Below are 12,347 nucleotides of genomic sequence, written 5' to 3'. Positions count from 1 at the left end.
ACTTATGCACTTGGTAATGCACGCACCGCGTGCATAATGGGGGCAACGCACTGTCCAGCCACAACGGCACACCCGGCATCCGGCCGGGAGGGGGAGAAGGACACATGAGTGAGACCACCATTGCGACACGGCCGCCGGAGCCGGACTTCTCGGCAATCACGACCGAGGAACTGCGCGCCTACCGCGACGCAGAGAACCGCTGGCGGGCGTCCGGCACGGCTCGGGCAATCCTCGGGGAACCGAATCCCGGCGCCGCGATCGTCTGGCAGCAGGTGGCACTGCCCGGCCGCGACCTCCCGGTCCGGGTGTACCGGCCGGTGTCGACGGGAGACGGCGAAGCCGGCACCACAACCGACCTGCCACTCGTGGTCCATGTGCACGGAGGCGGCTTCGTGGGCACGGCGGCGCAGTGCGACTGGACCAACAGCCACCTCGCCGCGGGACTGCCCGCCCTCGTCGTCTCGGTCGAGCACCGCCTGCTCGCCCCCGGCAGCCCGCTCGCAAACGCCGCCGACGACGGCTGGGACGTGCTCCAGCACGTGGTGCGGCACGCCGCGCAGTGGGGCGTCGCCCCTGCGCGCGCGGCCGTCTTCGGTGAGAGCTGCGGCGCGCTGATCAGCGCGCTGACGGCCATCCGGGCCAGGGAGGCCGGCCTGGAGCTAAAGGCGCAGGTGCTGGTCAACCCTGTGGTCGACGTGACCGAGACGATGGCCGACTACCCCTCGATCGCCGAGTATGCATACAGCCCGGCCCGGGCCCTACCGCAACTGCAGCTCATACAGCGGCTCGCCGTCCCGCCAGGAGCCGACACCGGCGCGGTCTCGCCGCTGTACGCGGGCGACCTGAGCGGGCTCGCCCCGGCGCTCGTGGTCGTGCCCACCCGGGACGCTGTCGCCGACCACGGCCGCCGCTACGCCGAGCAACTGCGCGAGGCGGGGACCCCCGTGCGGCTCACCGAATACCCGGGAGCAAAGCACGCGTTCCTCACCTTGCCCGGCGTGGAACCACAGGCTGAAGCCGCCCAGGCGGAGATCCTCGCGTTCCTCCGCGCGGCTCTGGCAAAGTGACGGAGGAACAATGCTCTTCACTCTTGGACCTGACGGCCCGGCGGTCTCCCGACTCGGCCTCGGCTGCATGAGCATGACCGGAACCTACGGCCCCGCCGACCCGCACGAGGCCTCAGCCACCCTGCTGGAGGCCCTCGATTCGGGCGTCACCATGTTCGACACCGGCGACTTCTACGGTGACGGAGCGAACGAGGAACTCCTCGGCCAGACCCTCGCACCGCACCGCGACCGCGTCGTGCTGGCCACCAAGACCGGAGTCCGCCGCACCGCCGAGGGCCTGGTCCCAGCCGGCTCACCAGGCGATCTGCGGCGTGCCTGCGAAGCGTCATTGCGTCGGCTGCGCACCGATCACATCGACCTGTACTACCTCGCCCGCGTCGACCCCGCCATCCCCGTCGAGGAGTCCGTCGGTGCCCTGGCCGGGCTGGTCGCCCAGGGCAAGATGGGCCACATCGGCCTGTCCGAAGTCTCGGCCGACACCCTCCGCCGCGCCCATGCCATCCATCCGATCAGCGCCGTCCAGACCGAGTACTCGCTGTGGGAACGCCATGTCGAACACGACATCCTGTCCACGATCCGCAGTCTCGGCGCCACCCTGATCGCCTACAGCCCTCTTGGCCGCGGCCTGCTCACCGGGGCCGTCCGCGCCACCACGCGCTATGAACCCGGCGACTTCCGTGCCACCGCTCCCCGCTACAACGGCGACGACCTCGAGGCCAACCTGACCATCGTCGACGCCATCGCCCACCTCGCCGCCGCCAAGAGCGTCACCCCCGCCCAGATCGCCCTCGCCTGGCTCCTCACCCGCGGCAGCGACGTCATCCCCATCCCGGGCAGCTCCCGCCGCCCTCACCTGCGCGACAACCTGGCCGCGCTCGACCTGCGCCTGACCGCCGCCGACCTCGCCGCCATCGACGTCGCCGTCCCCGGCACCGGGGCCCAGGGTGCCCGATACAGCGACCACGGCATCGCCCTGATCGACCAGTGAAGAGAGAAGCACCGACGAACCCACCCATGCACGATCACCGCTCAGAACGATGTCGCAGGCCTTTGCTCACTGTCCTCGCGACGATCGCCACGTACGTCGACCGCGACGCCACCCACCCGCTGGCCGATCACATCTTCTGTCGGCCCCCTGAGGGACAGGAGAAGCCATGTTTGACGACCTTGACCTTTCATCGTTGGCCCGTCGCCCCGGAGTGAAGTGGAGCCGGGCCGAGCCGGGTGTGCTGCCGGCATGGATCGCGGAGATGGACTTCCCGCCGGCCCCCGCCGTGCAGGAGGCCCTCATGCGGTGTGTGCAGGAGGACCTGGGATACCCCTCGTGGGACGGGCGCCCCGAGCAGATCCCCCTGCGGGCCGCCTTCGCCGAGCGCATGCGCGAACGCCACGGCTGGGTGCTCGACCCCGGCCACGTCCGGGAGTTCACCGACATCAACCAGGGGCTCCAGGCCGTCCTGCGCGTTGCCACGCGCCCCGGCGACGGCGTCGCCCTGCACACTCCGGCGTATCCGCCCTTCCTGGAAACGGTGACGGGCATGGAGCGGCGCCTGCACCCCATCCCGTACGTCCTTCAGGACGAAGGCTGGATCTTCGACGCCGAGCGGCTCGACCAGGAGCTGGCCGATGGCGGCTGCCGGGTGCTGCTGCTGGTGAACCCGCACAACCCGACCGGGCGCGTGCTACGCCGCCAGGAGCTGGAGACGGTCGCCGAACTGGTCCGGCGCCACGACCTGCTGGTCATATCCGACGAGATCCATTCCGACCTCGTGCACAGCCCGCACCGGCACATCCCTTTTGCCTCCCTGTCGTCCGAGGCGGCCGCCCGGACAGTGACTCTGACCTCCGCGACCAAGGCGTTCAACGTGCCGGGGGTACGCTGCGCCGTCGCGCACATCGGCGCGGCCGACGTGCGCGCGGCCCTTTCAGGCCCGACCCATCTGTACGGCGAGCCCAACACCTTCGGCGTAGCCGCCACCTTGGCAGCCTGGCGGGACGGTGACTCCTGGTTGTCACAGCTGCGGCCGGTCCTGGACCGGAACGCCGTGCTGGTGCATGAGGGGCTGCCGCGCGGCATCGGATACCGCGTCCCGGAGGCCGGCTTTCTCGCCTGGCTGGATTGCCGCGCCCTCGATCTCCCCACCGACCCGCACACATTCTTTCTGGAGAAGGCCCGTGTCCTGCTGAATGACGGCCGGACCTTCGGTACCGGCGGCGAGGGCTTCGTCAGGCTCAACTTCGGTACGTCACCGAACCTCCTGCGGGACATCCTGGGCCGTATGCGCGAGGCCGTGGGCTGACCGCGCCCTCCGGGCGAGCCGATCGCGGACGCCCACGCGAGTCGTCATCGGTCTCGCGGGCGGGGCGATCCGCTGCCCGCCGTGCGCGAGCGCCGCTCCGTCACCGTGACCTGCCCCTCGCACCCGATGGTGGACTCTCTCTTTGAACAGCTGGGCGGAGCGCTCCCTGTCACGGACAAGGGCGTCTTCAACGTCTTCTCCGCAATGACCGGGACGCTCACCGCCCACTACACCTACCTCGCCACGCTCACCTCGTGGGCCACCGGCCATGACATTGCCCCCGACGCCGCCGACCGGTATGTGCGCGATCATCCCCACCGGCAAACGCAAGGGCCAGAACCCATCCGTCGCCAGGATTTACCGGGCGCTGGCCGAGCACGCCAAGCGGGAGGCGTACCCGGAAGCCGTCGAACAGGCCCGAGACGGCGCGCTTCACGGGGGACGCCGCGGTCCGGCGCCGCGCCCGGTCCGGTGACTCCTGCCGAAACGCCCCCGCCCTTTTCCCCTTGTAGCGGTTGGCGGAACCGCCGGCCAACACCCAGCGCCCCAGCCCGCCTGAGGCGGACCGGGGCGTTGTCGTGTGCGGAGTCAGGTGTGGGTGTGGTCCAGCCGCAGTGCACGATGTTGAGCTTGACGCTCGTCCATGACGGCGAGATCCCCTCGACATCGAGCCACTGGCCGGGTGCCGAGATGCACACCGACCCGGCGTAGTACTTGTAGTTTCCGGCGTCGCTGGACTTCCTGCTGCCGTCGCCCCGGGAGATCACGACGCCCTTCCATCTGGTGTTGGCGTAGGGGCCCATCTGATGGGCCGCGTGGCCTTCACTTCCCGCATGCTCGCCATGTGCGCCGCCCCGTGCGGTGCCTTCCTCGGCAGCTGGCTGGCCACCTCGTATGACCTGCACACTCCGCTCTACGCCGCCGCCGGCCTCCTGCTCCCCATGACCGTCGTCACCGCGTCCATGACCACCAACCGCGGCGTCGAGACCGCACTGCGCAACGCCCGCCCCAAGCCGACCAGCACCCGCCGACGAGAGCACCCTGCGCACCACGTCCAGGTGACGGGCTCCTGGGCGCGTTCCCGACGACCGGTCGGAGTTATGCCGCCGCGTCGTCGATGCCGAGGGTGACCGCCAGGTCGTGCAGGCACTCTTCGAAGACGGGCTCCATGTCGGTGTAGGCGAAGTCCAGTTGGTGCAGGACTTCCATGCACAGCAGGCCGTACAGCCTGATCCAGCACGACAGGAAGACGTGTGCGGCCTCGGGCGGCAGTAGCCCGTCGATGGCGGTGGAGTAGGCGGTCAACTGCTCGCGCAGGGAGGCGGGCAGGTCGGCCAGGTCGGGCACCGGGAACGGCCGTGTTCGCCACAGCTCGACCGTCAGGTCGAGCAGGACCTGCTCGAAACGCAGGGCGGCCTGGTGACGCACCGAGCCGGCACCGCGGTTCGGCGCGGCGATGGGGCTGGCGAAGATCCAGCCGAACTCGGCGGGATGGGCGACGGCCCAGGCCCGCATGGCCCGGCAGACGGCCAGCAGGCGGTCGCCGGACGGCGCGCCGGCGCGGGCGTCGCGGGCCTGCTCCATGACGGCGGCCAGCTCGCGGAAGAAGTCCGCGGTCACCGCGCCGACCAGCTTGTCGTGTCCGGCGTAGTAGTGGTAGAGAGCCGGGCCGCTCATGCCGACCTGCCGGGCGACCGCGTTGATGGTCACCGCGGCCGACCCCTGCTCGACCAGCAGCCTGCGCGCGGCCGCGTGAATCTCCTCCAGGGTGGCCTGGCGCAGCCGTTCCCGCCTGCTGGTGTCTGCGGACATCATCACCTCTCTTGGCATTCCGTTGACATCTTAGGGCATCTATGTTTCCTTAATGGCTCTAAATAATCTAGAGCTTGTAAGGAGCGATATATGGTGGATCCTTCTCGCGGTGATGGTGCTGATCACGGCCGTGTGGTGGCGGATGTCCAGATCCGCTCACGTCCGGCGAAGCAAGGACTCCTGACATGGCCCGCCTGATACGCGACCGCTTGTCCGGCAAGTACGCCATGGAGGCGACCGTCACCGTCGCCGAGCAGGTCACCCCGGCCATGCGCCGGATCCGGCTGGAAACCGACCAGCCTGTCGCCTTCCCCTACACGCCTGGCCAGCACGTCAGAATCCAGCTGCGGGACCCGCTGTCGGTGTCGGGCATCCTGCGTCCGGCCGAGACGCTGCGTACGTACACGATCTGGGACCTCGCCCCCGGCAGGAAGGCGATCGAACTGCGCGTCCACTTGTACGCGGGCGACGGCATCGGACGGCAGTGGGCACAGGCCGCGCGGCCCGGGAACCGCGTGACCTTCTGGTGGCCGCAAAGCGACTTCTTCATCCGCGACGCCGACTACCACGTGTTCATCGGAGAGGAGACCGCCGGCGCCGCCTTCGGACCGATGATCAGAGCGCTGGGAGCCCCGGCCCAGGTGTACGGCGTCCTGGAGAGCGAGACCCCCGAGCACGACCTGGCCATGCCCGGGACGCCGCCGCTGCGCCGCGTCCACCGCCACGGCGCCCCCGCGGTCGCCTCCCCGGTGCTGCTCGCCGCCGTGGCCGAACTCGACCTGCCGGGCAACGCCGGAGCCGCCTACGTGGCCGGCGAGGCCAGAACCTGCCAGCTGGTGCGCGACTTCCTGATACGCGAACGCAACTGGCCCCGAGCCTCGATCAAGACCAAGCCGTTCTGGGCCCCGGGCAAGCGCGGCCTGCACTGACCCTCAAGGAGACCTGAACATGAAAGTGACCATCGTAGGAGGCGGCATCGGCGGGCTCGCCACGGCCGTCGCCTTCCATCGGCGTGGCTGGCAGGTGGAGGTCCTCGAACGCGCTGCCGAGTTCACCGAGGTGGGCGCGGGACTGACCGTCCAGCCCAACGGCCTGCGCGCGCTGGACGCCATCGGCCTGGGCGACCGCCTGCGCGCCGGCGGCCCGGCCGACCCCCTCGCGGGGATCCGCAGCAGGCGCGGCGACTGGCTGATCCGCAACGACGTCGGCAGCCTCAAGCGCCGCTTCGGCCCGTGGGTGACCGTGCACCGGGCCGCCCTGGTCGACCTGCTGAGAGCAGCCGTGCCGCCGGAGGCGCTGCGGCCCGGCGTCGACGTCCAGCACGTGCGGCCCGACGGCACGGTCCGCCACGACGGCGGCGGCTGCACCTCGGATCTCGTGGTGGGCGCCGACGGCGTGCACAGCGTGACCCGGCGCTCCCTCTGGCCCGCTCTACCCGGGCCGCGCTACGTCGGCTACACCACCTGGCGTCTCATCGCTCCGCCTCAGCCCGTCGAGGGAAGCCTGGAAACGTGGGGCAGGGGCGAACGGTTCGGGCAGGTGCCGATGCCCGACGGCCGCGTCTACTGCTACGTGATGGCCAACGCCCCGGCCGGCTCCCACGTCGGCCTGAACGAGCTGCGCGAACGCTTCGCCCGCTGGCACCGGCCCATTCCCGAGCTCCTCGACTCCACGCACGAGGAGGCGGTGCTGCAACACGACACCCACGAACTGCCGGCGCTGCCGACGTACGTCTCCGGGAACGTCGCCGTTCTCGGCGACGCGGCCCACGCCATGACCCCCAACCTGGGGCAGGGCGCCTGCCAGGCGCTCGAGGACGCGGTCACGCTCGCGCACGCGGTGGACACCCTCGGCGTACGCGAAGGGCTGGCGGCCTACGACCGCATCCGCAGGCCGCGTACCCAGCTGATCGTCCGCCGTTCCCGCCAGGCCGGCGCCGCCGCGCACTGGACCTCCACCCCGATGACCACCCTGCGGGACGCGATCCTCCCGCTCCTCCCGAACGTGCTCTTCGCCCGCTCGCTCACCCCCGCCTACACCTGGACGATCTGATGCCCCTCCCACGAATCCTGATCACCGCCGTCGCAGCGATCACGACGGTCAGCGCCGTGCTGGCCGACCTGGTCATCCCCGACCTGGCGGCACAGCACGCCTTCAACCCGGCCTGGCCGCCCCACGCCAAATTTCACGACGCCCAATACATGGTGATGACCGTGCTCCTCGGCCTCACCGGCCTGGCCTTCGCGCTACGGCCGGCCCGGAACACGCTGCTGCACGCCGCCGCCGTCCTGGCCATCCCGTGGCTCGGCATGATCGGTGCGCTTTTGTTCCCCGGCACCGCCACCTACGACCCGGAGTTCGCCGACCGCACTGTCTTCGTCCTCGGTCTGCACGGGCAGGTCTTCATGGCGATCGTCCTGCTCGTGGCCCTGCTCGTCGCGACAGCGGCAACACTGCGCATGCCCGCAGTCTCCGCCACCCGGCCATGAGGGCCGGCACAGCCCTGCCTGGATAGGGGCTCCCAACAGATCCGGCGTCCCGACGATCACCAAGCAATGGCTAGATCACCCGCTGGAGAGCCGCCCTGGCGGCGGCAGGGTGTGAGCCGATCTCCTCCGAGAAGATCAGCACGCGCGTGAAGGTGCGGCCGGAGTTCGCCAAGGCCAAGGAGTACGTCCGCACGATCAAGTCCGCCGTCCCGCACCAGCGGGTGATCTTCACGGTGCATGAGATGAAGCGCCTGGGGCGCGGCGCGGCCGAGTTGCTCTTCGCCGGCATGGCCGAATCCGAACGCGAGTACATCCGGGAGAAGTCTCCCGAGGGCCAGGCTTCAGCCCGCGAGCGCGGCCGCCATGGCGGCCGACCGAGGGTGTTCGACGACGACATGGTCGCTTATGCGCGCAGCCTGCGTGAGCGCGGGTCCCGGTGCCGGAGATTGCGTCCAAGCTGGTCATCTCCACGGCAAGAACAAGGGACGTCACCCGTCGTTGGCCAGTGTCTACCGGGTGCTGGCCAACGACGGGCCCGGCGCCTGACTGCGCGGCCTCGGGCCTCAGCTGCCTGGAGAGGCCGCTGTCTTCGGCCGAGGCGTCCCGGCTCCGCGCAGCACGGCCCAGTTGCCCAGCCGGCTTCGGCCTGGACCGCGCTCCAGGCGCTACCCGATGCGGTGATAGCGGTGGGCGTGTCCAGGAACAGCGGCCTGTCGGCGCCTAACTGGCTGGCCCAGATCAGCACGCCGTCGGCGGTCAGCACCCGGGTGATCTCGGCCGGAACAGCAGCGCGTCGACCAGGGCCACGGTGCCCGAGCCGAGCTCCAGCAGGTCCCGGACGGCAGCGGACCGCCGCGCGGGCCAGGGTGTCGGTTTTTCCAGCCGGCCGGTGGCGTGCTCGGTGTCCCAGGCGGGCGACAACTGCTCGAACAGGCCGGCGACGAGGGAAGCCAGGTGGGGCGTCCACGCCGCCGGGTCGCCTGCGCTCTGGCGGGCCAGCCGGCGCAGCTCGGCGCCCGCGCCCAGGCGGTAGCCGCCGGCCACCCCGGGCGTGGCGTGCACCGGGTAGCCGGGCGAGCGCAGGCGCTCGACGTCGTTGCGGATGGTCCTGGTCGAGACGCCGAGCGGGCGGACAGCTCGGGTCCCGGCCAGTCGCGGTGCGCCTGGAGGAGGGACAGCAGCTTGAGCAGGCGGGCCGAGGTTTCCAGCATGCGCACCAGCATGTCGGCTAATGCGGAAGGGATCCTTCCGTATTGACGACGATCTTGCCCAGGAAGTGGCCGTCCTGGCTGCGCCGGTGAGCGTCGGCGGCCCGCTCCAGGGGGAACACCTCGGCGACCGGGATGCGCACGCCCGCGCCCGCGCCCGCGGCCGCGCGCAGCGCCCGCGCCCGGGCGGCGGGGGAGGTGTCGCGGCCGGTCGAGAAGCGCACGCCCAGGCGGTTCGCCCCCGTCATGTCCGCGATCGTGACCACCTTGGCCGGGTCGCCGGTGCGCTTGACCGACAGGTCCAGCACGTCCCTGCCCGAGGCGTCCAGCACCCGGTCCACGGTGTGCGGCAGGCGCTCCTCCAGGCCCTCGCCGTAGACGACCGGCCGCACGCCGAGGCCGCGCAGGAACGCGTGGTGGCGCTCGCTCGCGGTGCCGACCACCTCGGCGCCCGCGGCGCGGGCGAGCTGCGCGGCGGCCAGCCCGACGCCGCCCGCGACCGCGTGGATCAGCAGCGTGTGGCCCCTCTCGACGCCGAGTTCGCGCAGCGTGCGGGTGGCTGTCTCGACGGCCACCGGCCGCGCGGCGGCCTCCTCGTACGTGAGATCGTCCGGCTTGGCCACCAGGCCGTCCGCCTCGGCGATCGCGTACGCGGCCAGCGTGCCCGTTCCCTGGCCGTACACCGCGTCGCCCGGCCGCCAGGCGGTCACCCCCGGGCCGAGCGCGTCGACGGTGCCCGCCAGGTCCAGCCCGGTCCCCTGGGGACCGTCGATCGTGGCGCCGGGGAAGCCGGTGCGGAGCTTCCAGTCGATGGCGTTCACACCGCCCGCCCTGACCCGGACCCGCACCTGGCCGGCGCCCGGCTGCGGGAGCGGGACCTCCTCCAGCTCCAGCACCTCGGGGCCACCGAGCCGGTGGTGGCGCACGGCCTCGGCGGTGACGAGCAGGACGGCCTTGCCGACGAGCTCGCGCGCCTCCAGCGCGGCGTGCGACTCGGCCGCCCGCTCCAGCGGCAGTGCCAGGCCCACGGGGGTCGTCAGCCTGCCCGCCGCCAGCTCCTTCATGGTCAGCCCGGCCAGCCGCCCGAACTCGCCTGGGGCGAACTGCACCTGCTCCATCCCGACCAGGCGCACCCCGCGCCGCTCCGCCTCCGCCGGGTCGACAGGGGCGCCGGAACCGCTGCTCACCCCGTACGCGAAGAACCGCCCGCCGCGTTCCAGCAGGTCGAACGCGGCCCGGCCGATCTCGCCCCCGACCCCGTCGAACACCACGTCGAAGGGCCCCGAGACCTCCTCGTAGCCGACCGCCTCCGCCGCGCCCGCCTCCAGGGCCGCCGCCCGCTTGGCCGGGCCGCGCGCCGCCGCCGTCACCCGGGCGCCGCCGGCGCGGGCGAGCCGGACGATCGGCAGGCCCAGCGCCCCACCGGCCCCGATGACCAGCACCCGCGCCCCCGGCTCCAGCCCGGCCGCCGCTACCAGGCTCAGTGCGGCGGGACCCACCTGGATCAGCGCCGCCGCCCGCCACAGCGGCACCCCCTCGGGCACCACCACGACGGTCTCCACCCCGGCCACGGCCAGTTCGGCGTACCCGCCGCCCCACGGGAGCAGCGCGGCGACCCGCCGCCCCTCCCACGCGGGATCCACGCCGGCACCGGCCGCGAGCACCCGCCCGGCCACTCCGGTGCCCGGCACGAACGGCGGCTGGGCGGGGAACCAGTCCTTCCCCCACCCGGCACGCAACTGCGCGTCGATGGACATGACGTCCACCGCCGACACGCCGATCAGCACCTGCCCGGCCTCCGGGACGGGGTCGGGCGCCTGCGCGGCCACGAGCACCTCGGAACCGCCGAATTCCGTCACCTCAACAACGTTCATGACGCCGAGTCTGATACCTCAAGTGCGATTGAGGTCAACCGAAGAGCTGTGACCGGTTTGAAGGTGTCGTTGTTGGAACGGAACTTCACCGCTCGCAGCAGCTTGGGCAGGCCGCGCCATAGTGGTGGGAGTAGGAGCCACGCAGCTTGGTCCGCACCCGGGTGTTGAAGATCTTCTCGTTCGCCTTGGCCTCGGATTTGCCTGACCTGCGGCGATACACAGGACCTGGACGGCAGTCGCGAGGCGTCTACGGTGGGATCATGGGCGATGACGAGCCGAGGTTCGGCTACGGCCAAGGACAGCGGCCGCTGTGGAGCGAGCGCGATCGCGATGCCGAGCAAACCCGGGACGCACTGCGTGCTGCCGGGCTGATGGAGTTCAGCGACAGCCGGGCCGGGTTCGTGGTGGAGGGCTGGGGCACAAGGCGCCCCTTCCTGGTGGCTTTCGCTGGGCCCGGGGGCGGGACCGGAGAGCAGGTTGCCGCGTATGCGGCGGCGCTGAGGGCGGTCGGGATGCGAGCCGAGCCCGACTCCGAGGACGAGCAGGCTCTGCAGGTGTGGCCAGCCTGATGAGCGGTCGGCCGCCCTGGTGCCGTCAGCGGGGGCGGCGCCGCTGGATGGGGTCGGCCTCCGCGGTGATGCGGGCGGAGGTCTCCTCGCCCAGGCGCACGTAGCGGCCGAGGCCGGCCAGGTGTCGGTGGCGGCTTTTGGCCTGGAGTTCGGGCGCGGTGCGACCGGCTTGCGCGAGACGCTGCAACGCCGAATGACGCAGCTGATGCAAAGTCCACCCCTGGCGGTGCGGGTCGAGCTCGGCCGAGGTGGTCTTGAACAGGTACTCGGCGCGCGGATAGGACAGGCGGCCCCGCCCGGTGACGGGACAGACGTCGCCGGACGCCGTCGCGCGGCGGCCGGAGGAAGGAGCGCGCCGGTCTGCCAGGAGCACCGGCTCGCAGATGCGGCCGCTCAGCAGCCGCGGCAGCAAGCGGGCCGTCGCGGTGGCCCAGTGCACGTACTCGATGGCGCCGCCCTTGGAGACGACTCGGGCGCGGCGGAGCTCCAGGTCGAGGTCCTCGACGTTGAGGGTGAGGATCTCCTCGGCGCGGGCGGCGGTGTCAACAGGAGCCTCCACAGCAGTCGTTCGCGCAGGGCGTGCTTGGGGTCGGTGAACAGCTTGTCCAGCCGGGCGGCGGGGATGGCGCGGTCGCCGCGCCGGGCGCTCTTGCGGCGTTCCAGCCGCCGGGCGGGGTTGGTGGCCAGCAGGTCCTGGCGCTGGGCCAGGTGGTGAAGGAGACCAGCGCGGACAGGTGCCGGTTCCAGGTGGCGGCGGCTGCGGCCGTCCAGCGGTGCATCACCGCGGCGTACTGCTCGGGCGTCAGCGCGGCGACCGGATGCTGCGGCCCGGCTACGGCGGTCAGGCGGGCGAGGGTCTCGGCGTAGCCGCTGCGGGTGGTGGCCGCCTGCACCGACTCCAGGAAGCGTTCGACCGCGGCCGTCATCGGCGAAGCGGGTGGGGGACCGGCAGCGGGGGGCAGCGGGCCGGGGAAGGACGCGACGGACACGGGCGTCCTCCGGGCAGGCGATGTGACACATAATGCGGC

The 12,347-nt window shown here is 71.7% G+C and carries 12 protein-coding genes and 1 pseudogene; 7 read left to right on the top strand and 6 right to left on the bottom strand.

Going from position 1 to position 12,347, the window contains the following annotated elements:
• Positions 1-104 precede the first annotated feature (104 nt).
• The 3 genes from AB0C33_RS14870 (at position 105) to AB0C33_RS14860 (ending at position 3,367) form a co-directional block, all read left to right on the top strand.
• Positions 105-1,067 carry an alpha/beta hydrolase gene (locus AB0C33_RS14870; protein WP_358287427.1) on the top strand — a complete coding sequence of 321 codons (963 nt, stop codon included), beginning with the start codon at positions 105-107 and terminating at the stop codon, positions 1,065-1,067.
• Between the two features lie 10 nt (positions 1,068-1,077).
• Complete coding sequence (locus AB0C33_RS14865) at positions 1,078-2,055, top strand: aldo/keto reductase (RefSeq protein WP_358287424.1); 978 nt, start codon at positions 1,078-1,080, stop codon at positions 2,053-2,055.
• A 166-nt stretch (positions 2,056-2,221) separates the two neighbouring features.
• Positions 2,222-3,367 (top strand): aminotransferase class I/II-fold pyridoxal phosphate-dependent enzyme, encoded by a 1,146-nt coding sequence (locus AB0C33_RS14860; RefSeq protein ID WP_358287421.1) that lies wholly within the window; start codon positions 2,222-2,224, stop codon positions 3,365-3,367.
• Positions 3,368-4,465: 1,098 nt separating this feature from the next.
• Here AB0C33_RS14860 and AB0C33_RS14855 read toward each other — a convergent pair.
• Positions 4,466-5,182 carry a WHG domain-containing protein gene (locus AB0C33_RS14855; RefSeq protein ID WP_358287419.1) on the bottom strand — a complete coding sequence of 239 codons (717 nt, stop codon included), beginning with the start codon at positions 5,180-5,182 and terminating at the stop codon, positions 4,466-4,468.
• A 182-nt stretch (positions 5,183-5,364) separates the two neighbouring features.
• Here AB0C33_RS14855 and AB0C33_RS14850 point away from each other — a divergent pair, with 182 nt between their 5' ends.
• Genes AB0C33_RS14850 through AB0C33_RS14840 form a run of 3 tightly spaced genes read left to right on the top strand, consistent with a single transcriptional unit; the run spans position 5,365 to position 7,668 of the window.
• Positions 5,365-6,108 carry a siderophore-interacting protein gene (locus tag AB0C33_RS14850; RefSeq protein WP_358287416.1) on the top strand — a complete coding sequence of 248 codons (744 nt, stop codon included), beginning with the start codon at positions 5,365-5,367 and terminating at the stop codon, positions 6,106-6,108.
• A 19-nt stretch (positions 6,109-6,127) separates the two neighbouring features.
• A complete protein-coding gene (locus tag AB0C33_RS14845) occupies positions 6,128-7,231 on the top strand; it encodes an FAD-dependent monooxygenase (protein WP_358287414.1) in 1,104 nt (367 codons plus the stop codon).
• Positions 7,231-7,668, top strand: a complete 438-nt coding sequence (locus AB0C33_RS14840; RefSeq protein WP_358287413.1) for a DUF6640 family protein — start codon at positions 7,231-7,233, stop codon at positions 7,666-7,668. The genes AB0C33_RS14845 and AB0C33_RS14840 overlap by 1 nt, the downstream gene beginning before the upstream one ends.
• A 70-nt stretch (positions 7,669-7,738) precedes the next feature.
• Here AB0C33_RS14840 and AB0C33_RS14835 read toward each other — a convergent pair whose 3' ends face one another.
• The 3 genes and pseudogenes from AB0C33_RS14835 to AB0C33_RS14825 form a co-directional block, all read right to left on the bottom strand.
• On the bottom strand, positions 7,739-7,900 hold the full coding sequence (locus AB0C33_RS14835; protein ID WP_358287410.1) for a hypothetical protein: 162 nt from the start codon (positions 7,898-7,900) through the stop codon (positions 7,739-7,741).
• 773 nt (positions 7,901-8,673) lie between these two features.
• Positions 8,674-8,879: pseudogene (locus AB0C33_RS14830) on the bottom strand (helix-turn-helix domain-containing protein); the annotation flags it as partial.
• 17 nt (positions 8,880-8,896) lie between these two features.
• Complete coding sequence (locus tag AB0C33_RS14825) at positions 8,897-10,750, bottom strand: zinc-binding dehydrogenase (protein WP_358287408.1); 1,854 nt, start codon at positions 10,748-10,750, stop codon at positions 8,897-8,899.
• Positions 10,751-11,010: 260 nt separating this feature from the next.
• Here AB0C33_RS14825 and AB0C33_RS14820 point away from each other — a divergent pair, with 260 nt between their 5' ends.
• A complete protein-coding gene (locus AB0C33_RS14820; protein WP_358287405.1) occupies positions 11,011-11,319 on the top strand; it encodes a hypothetical protein in 309 nt (102 codons plus the stop codon).
• Positions 11,320-11,344: 25 nt separating this feature from the next.
• Here the strand turns inward: AB0C33_RS14820 and AB0C33_RS14815 are convergent, their stop codons facing one another.
• On the bottom strand, positions 11,345-11,878 hold the full coding sequence (locus tag AB0C33_RS14815) for a tyrosine-type recombinase/integrase (protein WP_358287402.1): 534 nt from the start codon (positions 11,876-11,878) through the stop codon (positions 11,345-11,347).
• Entirely contained in the window at positions 11,862-12,245 is a 384-nt protein-coding gene (locus AB0C33_RS14810) for a site-specific integrase (protein ID WP_358287590.1), read from the bottom strand. The genes AB0C33_RS14815 and AB0C33_RS14810 overlap by 17 nt, the downstream gene beginning before the upstream one ends.
• Between the last annotated feature and the right edge of the window lie 102 nt (positions 12,246-12,347).

Source organism: Nonomuraea sp. NPDC048881 (genome assembly GCF_040649795.1).
GTDB lineage: Bacteria > Actinomycetota > Actinomycetes > Streptosporangiales > Streptosporangiaceae > Nonomuraea.
This window is presented reverse-complemented; position numbering and strand designations above follow the sequence as displayed.